The sequence below is a fragment of the Paenibacillus sp. lzh-N1 genome, from assembly GCF_002872435.1.
Taxonomy (GTDB): domain Bacteria; phylum Bacillota; class Bacilli; order Paenibacillales; family Paenibacillaceae; genus Paenibacillus; species Paenibacillus polymyxa_C.
In genome coordinates this window covers 4231929-4244899 of sequence record NZ_CP025696.1, presented here as the reverse complement: position 1 = coordinate 4244899, position 12971 = coordinate 4231929, and the positions used below count along the sequence as shown (strand labels likewise).

Below are 12971 nucleotides of genomic sequence, written 5' to 3'. Positions count from 1 at the left end.
GTCATGCAATATTCAAATGAAATATGCATTTTCGAATATTTAATATTTTTTTACCATTTTGTTAATATAAATGTACATTTTATTCCTTTTTATGTGCTATGATTGGTCAGTAGTACAAATTATACCATTCGGGAGGACGGATTTTGATGAAGTTTAAAAACACATTAATCATTCTTACAGGTCTATTGGCTCTTACGGCAGTAGCTACACTGGCTGCTTCCGCCACACCATTTATGGGGGTTGAATTACCAAAGGGGCATGGAGGTATAGTTATCCAGTCAACTGGTCAAGAAGTACATGAGGTTCTTGGCGGGACAAGTCCGACGATGGAGTTTACTGTCAAAAAAGGTTATGGACATGTAAAGATTAAAGTGAAGAATACAGGAAGCAACACAATTTCGTGGAGCTTGCAGGGTAACGGGAGAGAATGCCTTAATAAAACTGTTGGCAAAGGTGATACATTAACGTGGACTAGTCTTAATTCATACCCTAACGGGATGCCATCAGGGGAATACGTAATTCAATTCCGAGCTGGCGGTAACAAAGTTGAAGGCGAAGCTTGGGGTACTACTGGTCAGTACCCTTCAGACATTAACTAACCAACCTCAAGCAGGGGAGTATCTTGGAGTTATATCCGAGACACTTTATGAATACAATGTTGCCATACTTAGTGTCTAGCAAAAGCCCAGCTACACGATTATCCTTTGGACTTAATTTCCCCCAACTGAATGCCTCCCTCTAATACAAAAAGATACCCCGCCAGCACAGCTAGCAGGGTCAGTGCACGTTTTTTGGAGTTGTACTGAGTGAAGTAAAAAAAGTGTGTGTGGTCCAACAGCCTTTTCTTCACAAAAATTAAATCCAAAGTGATTTAGTGATGATAACCAACAAGATAAAGAGCACTAATATTGCTCCTGTAGAAGTCCACATACCACCAACTGGAGCTGGAGTTGTGTTGTCACATCCACTCATAGCTTTAACCTCCTTTACTTGTTGTACACCTTAATATATGTATCAATTCGTATAGTGACAGGGTATGCAGGTAAACAAAACAAAGGCTCACACCAGATAAACCGGCAGAGCCTAAAAACTTTTATAAAAGGGTTAATGTTAAGATAACTACCAACAAAATAAACAGTGCCAGGATAACAGTTATCGACATCCAAACTTTCCTGTCAGTATTCCCGCCACCTCTTTCAGCTCCACTCACACATAACGCCTCCCTTGTTTACTCCACAGGTTATGTGAGACATTGTTTAGGGAATGGACTTCTAGGTAAACAAAAAAACCCCACCAGCGTATGCTAGCAGGGTATCACCGATGCTTTCGGATTGCACAACGGTGCTTCCGTATGTGCTGTTACGATTATAGTACGTTTGGATTATTTTGTAAATAATTATTCCAACTATCGTCAAAGAAGGTCAAATGATGTAGAATTATCAAGTGCGAATTACCTAAGACATTTCTACTATGTGGGGGAGATGATCAATGGATATATCTGAAAGAGAATATCTTGCCGAGAGACTTGATGATCAGATTAATTGTATGATAAAAAGAGTATAGAGTGTCAAAAATACTACAAACGGTGGAAAAGAGCGGAGATAGTTGCCGCTGCTCTGATTCCTGTTTTAACAAGCTTTTCCTCCGGATTAAGATGGATCGCCATTGTTATCGGCGCTCTAGGAGCATGTATAGCATTATTCGAAAGCATACTTAGTCTACACAAATACCATGAAAATTGGATTGAATACAGGGGAATTTGCGAAACTCTGAGGCAAGAAAAGTATATGTATCTTACGAGAACAGGAATTTACAAGATCGCAGACGGGGCATTTAATTTGCTAGTAGAGCGTGTGGAAAGTGTTATTTCAAAAGAAAATGTCAATTGGGCTAATTTGCATGCAAATGAACAAAAAAAAGAGAGCCATCAGCAGCAAGCGCCTGCTCTGAATTTATTCATACAATCTCACCTCTGCATTATATTATCATATGGAAAAGGAGCTTCATTTATATGGCATTATACAATATTTTCATCAGCCACGCTTGGAAATATACTGAACATTATGAGGATTATCAAGACCTAATTTTAAAAAAGATAGAAAATTTAAAGGGTTCTACATAATTAGATATGACTAATATGTAGAACCCTTTCTTCTTTTACTAAAGCACCCGTTAGTACAATAAGTTCAATAAAAAAGACCATCAAAAATGATGGCCCTACTTCACAAACTATTACACAGTCATTAAAAAAACAAAGACATTAAAGCTAATAAAATCCTTCAACTTTAATTTTATTGTTCCATAACATTTCTAACAAACAATTGCTTGTTTTTATGAGCAATTGTACTTACTATCGCAAGTAATAGCCCCGAAATAACGAATACAATTCTAATTCCTAACAAATCTGCTAATACTCCCATAACAAGAGAGCCAACGCCAAAAATCCCAGTTCCGATAGCACCTAATGAGGTATAAACAGTTGATAACTGTTCTTTTGACACACTAGTTTGTATAACCGTTTGTTGAGGAATTTTTTAATTTGTCCAAAAAGCCCTACACAGAGCGATAAAAGTAAGGAAATCATTGGAATGCTGTTTATGCTAAATAATATTGTGAATAAGAAACTTGCAAATGAACCGACAAAAATAAAGGTTCCTATTTTCTTTTCAACAAAAGAAGAAAATTTAATACAAAAAGCACTTCCTAAAATCAGACCTAGAAAGTTAGCTCCATTGATAAATCCCCACCATTTTTCATCAACGTTCAAAGCCTCGTTGACAAACACATATAAAATAGCAGCTATCCAAACCGTTGCTGCAATTGTTTCCAAAAATTCTATCCAAGCAATCCTTCTTAATACTGGAGTGTTAGATAAAGTTTTCCAACCTTCTTTAATTTTTTCTAGTTTCCCTTTTTGCTCGGTTGTTTTATAGTTTACACTTTCTAAAAGGCAAAGTAATATGCTTGCAATTACAAATAAACATCCAACTAACCAAATAAGTTGTTGAGAACTCATAATAATTAGCAATGAACTTCCTACGAACCACATACCTGCTTGTATGGTCTGCGTAATTGTTTCTGCAATTCCATTAGCTTGAATTAGATGTTCAGGTTTAACATAGTATGGAGTTAATGTCTGTCTTATTGGATTTGCACATCCGTCAAAAAAAGCAATCAATCCTATTATTAAAAAGATAAAATAATAATTAGCTGCTGTTAAACCAATTAACATAAACCCTAGAATAAAGAGTAAAATCGTCTTTACAATTTGTGACCCAGCAAGTAACCATTTAAGATTTAATTTCTCAACCAAAAGAGGAGTCAGCAGACTGGATATAAACATAGAAGAAGCAATCGTAAATGGAACAAACGATGCTGCAATTGCAGAACCTGTTAATACAAAAATTGTACTTATAACACCGACTATATATAATACATCGCCTATATTAGCGAGTGATTGACCCAAAAGTAATAAAGAAAAATTTTTATTCAATTTCATTATATATCCCCTATTATTTCATTCGAATTTGGCTTAATAGGGGTATATTAGATTGGACTATTCATTAAAATTTGACTCCTATCATATATGGGATAAATCTGGGGATATAGATTTATCACAAATTTTGTATCATTGATTAATATTTAAATGAATTATAGCATATTTTTTCACTCCCATAGTAATTATATTCATACACCATTTTTTCCTTACGATTCTTTTATTTATATTCAGTAAATTCTCCATAAAATATAAAAATCCTACTTCCGCTAAACTGCCCCGTTAGTTGAATAAGAAGTTATGAGGGAGAATAAAGTTCTCCCTCATAACTTCTTATAAACTTCTGCGTAAGCAACTTTCAGTTGTTCCCTTAATTGCTTGTTTTCTTCTTCTAACTTTTGATTTTTTCTTTTTAGAGATACAATGAGGGCATCTTTATTGTTTTCGTTCATTTCTCGCTTCACTTGTTTTGGTGTAGGTACTTGTGATTGCTGATTTCGTAATGTTTCAATTCTCGAACGGAAGTCCTTATTGTTATATAAGGTTGCTTTTGAAACATCAGCTTCACTTGCTACACTGTTAAAGTTTATTTTCTCATTGGCTCTTATGAGCCTTTTAATGGCTTCATCTACCTTTTGAGAAGTAGTAGCCTTACGATTAGTATGAATGGCTTTCAAGTGGGCAGAACGGTTATATTCAGCATTGCCTTCGTGGTTGTTTTAATATGAAGCTCATATTTTTGCTTATCTAACTCCGAAAAACCAACAGCTAAGTCTTTACATGGGGTTTGATTGTCACCACAAGTGAGGCATGGGGGAGCTTCCATATGGGTGCAATTACCATTCAAACGAGCGTGGCACGTTCCATAGGGGTTATCCATCGCATTTAGTTTATGGTCTTGCCATAAAGCATCCAAAATATCTGTTGGTATATCTTCTCCTTCCTTAATTTCTTGAATTTCACCATTTAAATCGAAACTGAATACTCCTTGCTTCACAGCGGATTCAAAGGCTTCTCTTTTGGTTTCATCTAATAGTTTAGCGTATCGCATTGTCATTTCTGGAGAAGCATGAGCTAAAAGCTCTTGAACAGTTAGAATATCTGCACCACTATTTATCATTTTCACTCCATAAGTATGTCGAAACTGAAGCATCGCGAAATGAAAAAGATTGCCGTTTTCGTCAGTGATATTCACTTTTTTTGCTAATATATTTAGTGCGCTATTAACCTAATTTTGCCCATATGGTTGTCCTTTTCGTTTTCCACGATATCGCACAAAAATATAATCCTTTGAATTATTATCTTGTTACTATTTTTTTTGATTTATCGATTAGAACGGCAAGGATTCCTGCTAACTCTTCATCAATTGGAATACGATGTTCTTTCACATAGGTTTTTCTTATATCTGTTACTATAGAGTATTACCCGTTTAGTTGAACTAAGCAGTCAAAGGTTAGTTCTAATGCATCGGATATTCTAAGCCCTGTTTTAAATGCCGCCCAAACTATCGGAACAATATCTTTATGTAATTCATCTAGGGAGAAAAAAGCTGCTTTAAGACAAAATCCGGAATGTAATATATTTGGTCAACAGATTTCTCTCGTGGTTTAGGCTTATCTTCAGGAAAAATCAACAATCTTACATGTTTTTCAGGAGCTATTTCATACTCATATCGTTGAATAACTTCAAGAAATTTTTGTATAGTGCCTAATGCTATTGATATATATGCTTCAGGATGTGCATTCTTTTGTTTCAGTTGAATTTGAATATTCATGTAGAAATTCGATGTATTTTTCTATGTGCTTTCGCTTTAAAGCTTTTAAATCTTTCCATTTTGGTTCTAGTGTAAATACAAATGTAAAAAAAGATGGTAAAAACGTTATATAATTTAATACCGTACCCCATGCGAATTTATTTTTACTAAGTAATCGTTGCTTAAAATACTTTTTGACTTGCTCACGAATGGTAGTAGGTATCTTTGAGAAATCAATATAATATTGGCATTAGTTTAGTCTATTTAATAATAAAGTAGTTCAGTGGATCAACGAGGCCCAAGCTGATGGGCAATTGACTTGGAAAAACTATTCTGTTCCCGAACATGACCCAGCAATCGACCCTAATACTACAGTCGGGAAGAAAAAACTTCAAGAAATATTAGACAATCAGATTAAACCAGCATCAAAGATCATCATCCTTGCTGGTATGTACGCCGCCCATAGTGACTGGATTATTCACGAAACTAACACCTCTGTTTTACAAAAAAAGTACATCGTTGGCGTGAAACCTAAATGTCCTAGCTACGGCTGTAAGCTCCGCTTTGCTTAATCCGGACTTGTTGGACTCATAATCCATAACCGGCGGCAGATCGAAAGCCGCGATGCCTTCGGCTGAATTAATGGCGCTCACAAAGTTTGCAGCTTCCTTTCGGGCATCCTCTGGCGTTTTCGCAGAATCGTCTAAATAGTGATAGGCCCCGACCAGGACTCCGACAGCTCGTGCAGCCTGTGCATTACCGATGAATGTTTTGTCGCGGTATGACTTACCCTGACTGGCCTTAAGAAAGGCAAAGGAAATGCCGCTTGCCTTGACCGCCTTCCAATCAATCTTTCCTTGATAACGGGATACGTCTATTCCTTAGGCATTACCTTTTTCCTTGCTTGCATCTTCCCTATCCCCTTCCTGACTTCCGCTTTTACTTTTTAGAAACCTCAACCGCTTGTCGGATCACTGGTGGTATTGGCGCTCCAAGCCTGCCCCCGTTTTCCAGAATCGAAAGCAGCTCATTTGCCATATAAAAATAGGCGACCGCATCCCGGAATAGGTGCGAATCGCCTAAGACTCCATCAATCAGATGGGATACTGATACCATTGCAAAAATAAATACCTTTCGAGCGATACCGATAAGACCAATCTTGCTTTTTAAACCGGGCCCGGTTCCCTTCTTACCTTCTACGCCAGCGGCAAATAATCCAGTCACATAATCAATAATGACCAGAGCAAGTAACACCCCCAATACTCCCGACCACCCACCGTAAAAATACGTCACAGCGCTGCTTCCTAAAGCAGTACTGAACTTAAAAACCTCCCACTTGTCCACCTTGCTTCCCCCGTCTCTCCGTTCAGGAAACTTTTCCTGAGCTATCATCGTCTACTTTCTGTTCCTTTTCTTCCTGGGCCTGTATCTCTGCTAATGCATTTCCTACTGCTATATCCAACCCCTCAAGTATTTCTTTACGTTTATGTGGCTGTGAAGCAATTACAGCAGAAATGATCTCAGTTAAATCCTCAACAGGTCTGGTTAGATCCAGTTGTATGTCCAATGTGGATTTTATCTTTGCCATGGGTTTCATCACCTCCCTCTTACACAAAAAAAGACACCTTTAGTTTACAGATGCCTTTAATTGCTCCTTATTATAAATTTTCAAAAGCCATTCACGACCCAACTGAGTAAATCTACGGTGATAGATCACTTTACCGTTATCAAGAACTTCTTGTTTGATTTCAACATAGCCGCAATCCGCATATCTGCTATACAACAACCATGTGTCATTCTGCCTGAATTGAATCTTTCGATTGCCTAAATCATGGTTAAGAGCAATTGCTGACTTAAATCCGAGTTCTTTGGCAATCTCTGTGGCAGTATAGGTTTTGTTAACATACATTAGGATTGCATTTGTTCTTTCCGCCTGTACTCTGGCAGCACGTTCTTCCTTGAGCTTAGTCAGTAGTTCAATTCCAAAGTCAGGATTATTGAGGATATTATCAATCACATTATCCGTAGCATATATTCCATGCTTCCTGATCGACGGCAGTATTTCATCAGCTACCTTAATCTGAAAGGCTTCTGCTACTTCATTTTTTGCTTTCATTGCTAAGCGATAAAAGATGTTTTCAGTAATAAATTCAGGCAGGCTAACTTTCCCAACTTCATCACTGTGCCCACTTGTGGGTACGCCAAAATCTTGCAGGTACCCTCTCACTCGCTCCCACCTTACAACTTTATTGCCACTGGCTACTGAACGAACAAGCCCAAGACCACGGGAAGCATCCTCTAAACTCAATTGTGCCGTTCCGTTTCCATCAATAAAACCTCGTACTCCGTGAATTGCATGTATATCCATACCTGTTCTCACCTTTCTTTGAACGCAAAATAAGCCCCTGAGTTATCAGAGGCTTTCATACTTATATCTTAAATTGGTTTTGTTACTATAACGCTGCGGATTTTAAAGGGAAACATTGTTCTATTTATCCCCAATAAACGCCAATCTAAAATCACTACAGATATTAGAGTTACAGAACAATTTATGGTAATATTAAACTATCAGCTGAAATTTATTAAAGGAAACAACAAAATGACTAAAAGTAAACTTATTCTCTTTATATTGTTTTTTTACATAGGCTGGACAATTAAGGAGCTAACATTCCATCCCAAAATATCTGATTTAAGGCTTTATTTGATATCCGTTTTGATAAAGCTGATTTTTTGGATTGGGTTGGTGGTTATTTATTTCGTATATATCGATCGAGTAAGGTTGCAACAAATCGTCAGCTACTTGAAATTAAAACACAATGTTATCAAGGGAGTATTTACAGGCGGAATTATTGGATTCGTATTGGTAGTTATTGAGCTAGCCATCTTTAAAGGTTTTAATTTTGACATAGGAATCAGATGGATCATTACACCGTTAGCGGCGTTTTCTGAGGAAGTGGTGTTCCGGGGATTCGTTATGAATAAACTAAGAGACCATCGGGTAAAGGGATATAACTTTGTACAAGCAATACTTTTTATGGGAATACACTTTCCAATAGGTATTATTTCAGGATATTCACTTCTTAACTATGTGACCATATTTCTCGTAGGATACATTCTTGGATTTATATATAAAAAGACTTCTTCGATATGGGCTCCAACGATTGCACATAGTGTCTACAATATTCTTATTTATTTAAGGCAGTGAATTTACCTATTCCTTTTAAGGTGGCAATCATTATTGCACTTTCGGAGAATGAGAACTCAATTGAAAAGGGTGGATAAGAATGTGGAGAGATGCCCAACATGCTTGGAACCCAAACCAAAAGGAAATTAGAGTATGGGCATACAGCGATATGAAAATACCCGACCAGGATTGGGAACTAGCTGTGAATAGCTTTGAAAACATACCCATGATATGCAACTTTATCGATGACGAAAAATGCAAACACATTCCTTTTTTTCTAAGTAGTCTTTATGTTTTCACTGGTGATGTTGTTGAATCTGGAGAAGAGGAAGGTATAAAAGAATTATCCGTACTATTAGAAAAGGTGAGCACCTTCGCTAAGACTGAGGAGCTTAATGTCTGGATTGAACGCTCAAAACACCTTATACAACATCCAAGGGATTATAATTATGATTATTGGGGCTTGGGATCTAAGTATGTGTATAAATAAGAGTAAAGAGCTCTCCAGTACGGAGAGCTCTTTCTATATATGTCTGTTGTATTTTATTTAATACCTTGGTAATACTGATTTTATTTCAATGCCGCTATAGCTTTATTTATTTCTTCTAGTTCAGTCTTATATTTAGCTATATTAGTTTCAGCTTCTTGTAATACTTCTTCCGTGCCTTCTGTCTTGGAGTCCAGAGTGTTCATCGCCTTTTTATTTCCTGCGTATTCTTCTCTAAATTTGCTGTATTTTTCAAGAGTTTTTTGCAAGTTTTCTTTATCTTTTTCTGTATCAATTACAAATTTCTCAAGCTCCGACTTTCTAACTTCCAGTTTAGAAACAGGCCATCCTTGGTATTTATTCGAAACAGACTGTATCACATCAGCAGTTTGTTTTGAAGAAAAGTTATCCGATGATTCAATTTGAATCGTTTTTCCGTCCACTTTTAAATTCGCCCCCAAAGAGTCGGTGACAGCGCGAAGCGGAACATGCGCCTTTCCGTCAACAACAATTGCGTTTTCTGATAATGAGTTGCCATTGACCTTGACTGTATATTCCCCTGCTACTGTCTGCCCAATCATTGACTTAATTTGATCCGCAAAAGCGCTACCAGCTGTGGTAATAACCGTACCGATTAGCATCCCGCTAAGTAAAACCAGCAAATAAGACCATTTTTTCATGAAACGTTCCTCCTACATAGTATATATGTCCTAATATTTCGATTGGTAGGAGGTGCAGTAAACATTATTTTGTCGAACTGCTAGAGCTTCCACCAGCAGGAATATTAACTGTAGCCACGGTTTTGCCTTGGCTGAACAATTTTAGATTCCTGGAACCAGGGTCGAATGTTGCATTAACGATCAAACCATTAAACAAATCTCCATGTATTTTGTCAATATCGTTACGTAAATCTCTAAGTTTATTTTCGAGACCATTAATGCTCCCTACCTCTAAAGCAAGTCCGCTCACAAACGCTTCAGAAAAATCCACAGGTCCTTTTAAATAAGTAGCATCATCAACTGATCGGATGATAACAGGTCCCATGTTGCCTAAATGAAACCGTCTCTATCTCCGTAGACGCTTCCTCTTGGCGAACCATCATTCATAAACAATAAGCCGCCACCATCATTATACTGACCTAATGAAACAGCTTCTCCGCCACGTGAATTATAAGCAGTAAGACCATTAGAATTTATTTCTATGCGCCTACCCTCTTTTGCTGTACAGAATAAGGCACCTGTAATAATACCGCCCTCTATCTCATTACCAATTAACTTACTGGCTCTAATAATCATCTTGGGCCCGTATCGCTGCTAATGCATTTCCTATCCTATATCCAAACCTTAAGTATTTCTTTCCGGCGTGCTGGTTGCGAAGCAATGATAGCAGAAGATAGTTGAATAACAGTAATCAATCTAAGGAGCATGTCGACCTACGCGAGGCTTCATCCTAAATGAAACTAACGCAGGTTGTAGTTAAATTACTATTGTGATAAACTGGATGTAATTTGATGATGGGAGTTGAACGGATACATGTAGAACTTTCTTGCTTCGAGATCACGAAAAGAACGGACTCAGCGATTGGCTAGGGTCGTTTTATTTCGTCTCTGCAAGAAAGGTCTGCGTTTCGTTTGCGCTCCCTCTCCGGACAGTCATATGGCCCCCTTGTAATGGGGTCTTATTTCCTCGTATGGATTAGAGCCGCAAGAAAGCACCTTTCTTGCGGCTCTTTTTTATTTCCAAACGAAAGGATGATTGCCATGCCCGCCATTCAGGTAACCAATCTTACTTTTGCCTATCCAGGCAGCTATGACCCTATATTCGAAAATGTTCATTTTCAAATTGATACAGACTGGAAGTTGGGCTTTACAGGACGAAACGGTCGGGGTAAAACGACGTTCTTAAACCTGCTGCAGGGGAAGTACGAATACAGCGGTACGATCTCCACACCAGTCGCCTTTGATTATTTTCCGTTTCCCGTCGAACATCCGGAGTATTTGACTTTAGATGTCGTCGAAGAGATCGTGCCAAGCTATGAGAACTGGAAGCTGATGCGTGAACTGAACCTGCTTAAGGTTTCAGAAGACGTGTTGTACCGACCATTCGAATCGCTGTCCCAAGGAGAACAGACGAAGGTATTGCTGGCTGTGCTATTCATCCAAGACAATCGATTTCTGCTCATCGACGAGCCGACCAATCATCTCGATTTGCACGCACGCAAGCTTGTCGCCGATTATCTGAATACGAAGCGTGGTTTTATTCTTGTTTCACACGACCGTGCTTTTCTCGACCGCTGCGTGGATCATATTCTGTCGATCAACAAAACGAATATTGAAATCCAAAAAGGCAACTTCTCCAGCTGGTGGACGAACAAAACTCGCCAGGATACATTCGAAATGGCACAAAACGAAAAGCTGTACAAAGACATACAGCGTTTATCAGCTTCCGCTAAACGTACTAGTAGCTGGTCTTTCGAGACCGAAAAATCGAAAAACGGCACACGAAATTCCGGTTCCAAACTTGACAAGGGGTACGTCGGACATAAGGCAGCCAAAATGATGAAACGCTCAAAATCCATCGAACAGCGGCAACACACTGCTTTAGAGGAAAAATCGAAACTGCTCCGAAATATCGAACAGTCAGAAAGCCTTGCGATCTCTCAGCTCGTGTATCCCAAATCGGAATTGGCGATACTGGATCATGTTACGATTTACTACGGGGAAAGAGCAGTATGCAAGAACGTTAGTCTGACGATTGAACCAGGAGATCGGATTGCAATTTCAGGTCCAAATGGTTCAGGTAAGTCTAGCTTGCTTCACCTGCTCAACGCTGAGGAGCTATACTATACAGGTACGTTTCAACGGGATCCGCAGCTTCGCGTTTCCTATGTATCCCAGAATACTTCTGATTTGCGAGGTACGCTTTCCGATTATGCAGCAGAGCACAGAATTGACGAAAGCTTATTTAAAGCCGTGTTGCGTAAGCTAGATTTCGCCCGCATCCAGTTTGAGAAGGATATATCGGCGTTTAGCGGCGGGCAGAAGAAGAAAGTTCTGATCGCGAGAAGCCTATGTGAGGAGGCTCATCTGCATATTTGGGACGAACCGCTCAACTTTGTTGACGTGATTTCCCGGATGCAAATTGAGGAGCTGCTGCTTGAATACACGCCCACCATTGTATTCGTAGAGCATGATCGGGAATTTCATGACCGGGTCGCCACGAAAACGATTGAACTCGGTGGGGATTAGAATTTTACAAATTGAATTGGATTAAGACATGATTTCAACGATAGAAAGCTTTGTTCAACAACTTTTATGAAAAGGAAAAAGATTGAACTAAAGGCACACGATAGTTCAATCGAACATCGGCAGTCTAGGATTTTATTTTTTCGTCTATGGCTGCCGATGTTTTTATTGAAGACAGTTTAATAGTTATCTCACTAAGACTAAGAAGCTTATATTATTTTACAGTGGGTTTTGCTTCTTCTACTCTACTCTCACTGTCCATTTTGGGAAATTCCGCTTCAAATGCTATTGCAAAACGGACAATTGGATCAATAAAATTTGATCAAGAAAGTATAAGCCAACTTGTTTTAGCTGTTTGTGACTTTTACCAGCAACCGAGATTACAATGTCGCCAAAGTAATATAAGTTTGGTAATCCCTCAATTGAAAGAAAAAATATTGAGTGAGTTGAATTTGTATTTGCTTAAGAGTGTAGAAAACTTATATACAGATATGGAGAAAGATTTATTCGTATCTATTTATTCGAACGTAATCTATGAGGCTGGTTATTTATGGGCTTCCGGAAAAGTAAAATTAAACAAAGAAGAAATAGCTAAGAAAATTTCGTTATTCGTATTAGGTGGGCAGAACTCTCTTTAATGCTGCTTTTGCTCACTTTCTTAATATTGCTCATCCTCCTCCCAACAGATAAGAAACAATAAAAAAACACAAGCAATTACGCTTGTGTTTTGATGCAGCCTATATCAGATCACTCTCAAAGAGACAAGACCCTGAAACTGTACCACGTAAGGCTTCAAGCTCATCCAGA

Annotated in this window: 16 protein-coding genes and 3 pseudogenes; 7 read left to right on the top strand and 12 right to left on the bottom strand. The window is 38.3% G+C overall.

Going from position 1 to position 12971, the window contains the following annotated elements; all coding sequences use genetic code 11:
- Positions 1–146 precede the first annotated feature (146 nt).
- Entirely contained in the window at positions 147–599 is a 453-nt protein-coding gene (locus tag C0638_RS19235; protein ID WP_058712254.1) for a hypothetical protein, read from the top strand.
- A 98-nt stretch (positions 600–697) separates the two neighbouring features.
- Here the strand turns inward: C0638_RS19235 and C0638_RS25215 are convergent, their stop codons facing one another.
- Both C0638_RS25215 and C0638_RS25800 read right to left on the bottom strand, forming a co-directional pair.
- On the bottom strand, positions 698–850 hold the full coding sequence (locus C0638_RS25215; protein WP_158657703.1) for a hypothetical protein: 153 nt from the start codon (positions 848–850) through the stop codon (positions 698–700).
- A gap of 5 nt (positions 851–855) precedes the next feature.
- Positions 856–930 carry a YjcZ family sporulation protein gene (locus C0638_RS25800; RefSeq protein ID WP_233902336.1) on the bottom strand — a complete coding sequence of 25 codons (75 nt, stop codon included), beginning with the start codon at positions 928–930 and terminating at the stop codon, positions 856–858.
- Between the two features lie 611 nt (positions 931–1541).
- On the opposite strand from C0638_RS25800, the gene C0638_RS19225 reads away from it, so the two are divergent.
- Positions 1542–2084, top strand: coding sequence for a DUF4231 domain-containing protein (locus C0638_RS19225; protein ID WP_058712255.1), 543 nt, complete (start codon positions 1542–1544; stop codon positions 2082–2084).
- A 207-nt stretch (positions 2085–2291) separates the two neighbouring features.
- Here the strand turns inward: C0638_RS19225 and C0638_RS19220 are convergent.
- The 3 genes and pseudogenes from C0638_RS19220 to C0638_RS19210 form a co-directional block, all read right to left on the bottom strand.
- Positions 2292–3499 (bottom strand): annotated as a pseudogene (locus C0638_RS19220) (MFS transporter).
- Between the two features lie 320 nt (positions 3500–3819).
- Positions 3820–4173 carry a DUF6262 family protein gene (locus C0638_RS19215; RefSeq protein WP_058711863.1) on the bottom strand — a complete coding sequence of 118 codons (354 nt, stop codon included), beginning with the start codon at positions 4171–4173 and terminating at the stop codon, positions 3820–3822.
- Between the two features lie 23 nt (positions 4174–4196).
- A pseudogene (locus C0638_RS19210) lies at positions 4197–5493 on the bottom strand (tyrosine-type recombinase/integrase); the annotation flags it as partial.
- A gap of 70 nt (positions 5494–5563) precedes the next feature.
- Here C0638_RS19210 and C0638_RS26200 point away from each other — a divergent pair.
- A complete protein-coding gene (locus C0638_RS26200) occupies positions 5564–5821 on the top strand; it encodes a TIR domain-containing protein (RefSeq protein WP_244491582.1) in 258 nt (85 codons plus the stop codon).
- Here C0638_RS26200 and C0638_RS19200 read toward each other — a convergent pair.
- The 4 genes and pseudogenes from C0638_RS19200 to C0638_RS25795 form a co-directional block, all read right to left on the bottom strand.
- Positions 5750–6070 carry a GH25 family lysozyme gene (locus C0638_RS19200; protein ID WP_233902335.1) on the bottom strand — a complete coding sequence of 107 codons (321 nt, stop codon included), beginning with the start codon at positions 6068–6070 and terminating at the stop codon, positions 5750–5752. The two genes, C0638_RS26200 and C0638_RS19200, sit on opposite strands and share 72 nt — an antisense overlap.
- Before the next feature lie 60 nt (positions 6071–6130).
- Positions 6131–6641 (bottom strand): annotated as a pseudogene (locus C0638_RS19195) (phage holin family protein).
- Positions 6616–6837 (bottom strand): hypothetical protein, encoded by a 222-nt coding sequence (locus C0638_RS19190; protein WP_013371526.1) that lies wholly within the window; start codon positions 6835–6837, stop codon positions 6616–6618. The pseudogene C0638_RS19195 and the gene C0638_RS19190 overlap by 26 nt, the downstream one beginning before the upstream one ends.
- Before the next feature lie 39 nt (positions 6838–6876).
- A complete protein-coding gene (locus tag C0638_RS25795) occupies positions 6877–7617 on the bottom strand; it encodes a phage antirepressor KilAC domain-containing protein (protein ID WP_233902226.1) in 741 nt (246 codons plus the stop codon).
- Between the two features lie 231 nt (positions 7618–7848).
- Here C0638_RS25795 and C0638_RS19180 point away from each other — a divergent pair, with 231 nt between their 5' ends.
- Complete coding sequence (locus C0638_RS19180) at positions 7849–8454, top strand: CPBP family intramembrane glutamic endopeptidase (RefSeq protein ID WP_058711864.1); 606 nt, start codon at positions 7849–7851, stop codon at positions 8452–8454.
- A gap of 79 nt (positions 8455–8533) precedes the next feature.
- Entirely contained in the window at positions 8534–8923 is a 390-nt protein-coding gene (locus tag C0638_RS19175; RefSeq protein WP_058711865.1) for a hypothetical protein, read from the top strand.
- Between the two features lie 80 nt (positions 8924–9003).
- Here C0638_RS19175 and C0638_RS19170 read toward each other — a convergent pair whose 3' ends face one another.
- The 3 genes from C0638_RS19170 to C0638_RS25785 form a co-directional block, all read right to left on the bottom strand.
- Entirely contained in the window at positions 9004–9600 is a 597-nt protein-coding gene (locus tag C0638_RS19170) for a stalk domain-containing protein (protein ID WP_058711866.1), read from the bottom strand.
- A gap of 64 nt (positions 9601–9664) precedes the next feature.
- Positions 9665–9964 (bottom strand): hypothetical protein, encoded by a 300-nt coding sequence (locus tag C0638_RS25790; protein ID WP_058711867.1) that lies wholly within the window; start codon positions 9962–9964, stop codon positions 9665–9667.
- A gap of 5 nt (positions 9965–9969) precedes the next feature.
- Entirely contained in the window at positions 9970–10215 is a 246-nt protein-coding gene (locus C0638_RS25785) for a hypothetical protein (RefSeq protein ID WP_058711868.1), read from the bottom strand.
- A 464-nt stretch (positions 10216–10679) separates the two neighbouring features.
- Between C0638_RS25785 and abc-f the strand changes: the two genes are divergently transcribed.
- A complete protein-coding gene (gene abc-f, locus C0638_RS19155) occupies positions 10680–12167 on the top strand; it encodes a ribosomal protection-like ABC-F family protein (protein WP_058711869.1) in 1488 nt (495 codons plus the stop codon).
- 146 nt (positions 12168–12313) lie between these two features.
- A complete protein-coding gene (locus tag C0638_RS19150) occupies positions 12314–12802 on the top strand; it encodes a hypothetical protein (RefSeq protein ID WP_233902225.1) in 489 nt (162 codons plus the stop codon).
- Positions 12803–12971: the final 169 nt, after the last annotated feature.

Excerpts from the sequence above, each read along its gene's own strand:
- C0638_RS19180 (WP_058711864.1), top strand. The coding sequence starts at position 7,849 with ATGACTAAAAGTAAACTTATTCTCTTTATATTGTTTTTTTACATAGGC.
- C0638_RS25790 (WP_058711867.1), bottom strand. The coding sequence starts at position 9,964 with ATGGGACCTGTTATCATCCGATCAGTTGATGATGCTACTTATTTAAAA.
- C0638_RS25795 (WP_233902226.1), bottom strand. The coding sequence starts at position 7,617 with ATGGATATACATGCAATTCACGGAGTACGAGGTTTTATTGATGGAAAC.
- C0638_RS19150 (WP_233902225.1), top strand. The coding sequence starts at position 12,314 with ATGGCTGCCGATGTTTTTATTGAAGACAGTTTAATAGTTATCTCACTA.
- C0638_RS19235 (WP_058712254.1), top strand. The coding sequence starts at position 147 with ATGAAGTTTAAAAACACATTAATCATTCTTACAGGTCTATTGGCTCTT.
- C0638_RS19175 (WP_058711865.1), top strand. The coding sequence starts at position 8,534 with ATGTGGAGAGATGCCCAACATGCTTGGAACCCAAACCAAAAGGAAATT.
- abc-f (WP_058711869.1), top strand. The coding sequence starts at position 10,680 with ATGCCCGCCATTCAGGTAACCAATCTTACTTTTGCCTATCCAGGCAGC.
- C0638_RS19190 (WP_013371526.1), bottom strand. The coding sequence starts at position 6,837 with ATGGCAAAGATAAAATCCACATTGGACATACAACTGGATCTAACCAGA.
- C0638_RS25785 (WP_058711868.1), bottom strand. The coding sequence starts at position 10,215 with ATGATTATTAGAGCCAGTAAGTTAATTGGTAATGAGATAGAGGGCGGT.
- C0638_RS19170 (WP_058711866.1), bottom strand. The coding sequence starts at position 9,600 with ATGAAAAAATGGTCTTATTTGCTGGTTTTACTTAGCGGGATGCTAATC.